Consider the following 1,226-nt stretch of genomic DNA (forward strand, 5'->3'; position numbering starts at 1 on the left):
CAGGTCCGACGGATGTAGTCGTTCCCTGACACCACTCTCCAGCGGGTCGTCCGTGAGTCACACCGCCCCGGGTCCAAACGCCCATCGGTCAGGCGTCCCTCCACACCGTAGGCGAACGCGACGTCAGGATGGTCGTCGAGGAACTCGATACTTGTCGCAAGGGAACCCGACGCCAGAACATCGTCGGCATCCAGGATGACGCAATAATCGGCGTCAGCCCAGTCGATCGCACGGTTGTAAGAATCGAACATTCCCCGATTCTCGTCATTGAGGAACAACGTTACGCGGTCATCGGCAGCCGCGATTTCGCGGGCAATCTCCTGACTGCCATCCGTTGAGGCATTGTCGACGATGAGTAGCCGCAGGTCTGCACCATCCTGACTGAGCACACTCATCGCCGCATCGCGAAGGTAGGAGCCATATTGATAGGACGGTATTGCTACGTCGACGCTGCTCATGGCCCTCTCTCCGTACCGACCCAATTCAAACTATTACGCGATGCGGCGCGACGCCCGCAGGGTAACCCCGGCGAACAGCCGGTCGGACAAATCGCCCGCCCTTATACCTTGGCGCACCCTATCGCATTGTTTGGGTGCGGGCGGGTCGCCGTCTCCGCAAGACTCGGGCACTGCGGACGCCGAGGTGGCAGCAGGCAGCCGATTCGTGCGGCAATCGCGCCCAATCCATTCCGCGCATGCGGTGATAGAGTCGGCGGTGGCCACGTCACGGCACCGAACACCGCAGATGAGGGCGCTGCGGGACACTGGGAAATCCGGCGAGCCGAAACACAGACTCGTCTGCGTGTCGGAACCACATCGACAGTCGCAACGAGACATATGGGAGCACAACGCGGATGAAGGCTCGAGCGATTCTGTCCAGAATCACCACACCGCTCTGGCCCACAGTGGTGGCCGGCATTGCACTTGGCGCCATCGCAGGAGGTCTCGCACTCCAGTCAGACCACACCGCTCAGGTCACCGCCCTCGTCCGTATCCACCAGCCAATTGATCCGAATCAGGTCCTGCTCGGTGGAACTGGAACAACGGAGGACCTGCAGTCCTATATCTCCGGCGAGATCGCCTACCTGAGCTCTCCGGGATTCTCCGAAGCGGTGAAGCGACAGGCGGCAGATGGCGGCCCATCGTCCGTGTCAGCTGTCCAAAACGGACAGTCACCGGTAATCACGTTCTCGGCGAGCGCCGGCGACGCAGACCAAGCGAAAAGAG

General features: G+C 61.3%; 1 protein-coding gene and 1 pseudogene. One reads left to right on the forward strand and one right to left on the reverse strand.

Annotated features, from left to right (window positions below):
* Positions 1–458: glycosyltransferase family 2 protein (locus GORHZ_RS12655; protein ID WP_006333554.1), on the reverse strand; the 458-nt coding region annotated here is incomplete at its 3' end.
* Between the two features lie 395 nt (positions 459–853).
* Between GORHZ_RS12655 and GORHZ_RS31380 the strand changes: the two are divergent.
* Positions 854–1,226 (forward strand): annotated as a pseudogene (locus tag GORHZ_RS31380) (hypothetical protein); the annotation flags it as partial.

This window comes from Gordonia rhizosphera NBRC 16068, from assembly GCF_000298195.1.
Lineage (GTDB): Bacteria > Actinomycetota > Actinomycetes > Mycobacteriales > Mycobacteriaceae > Gordonia > Gordonia rhizosphera.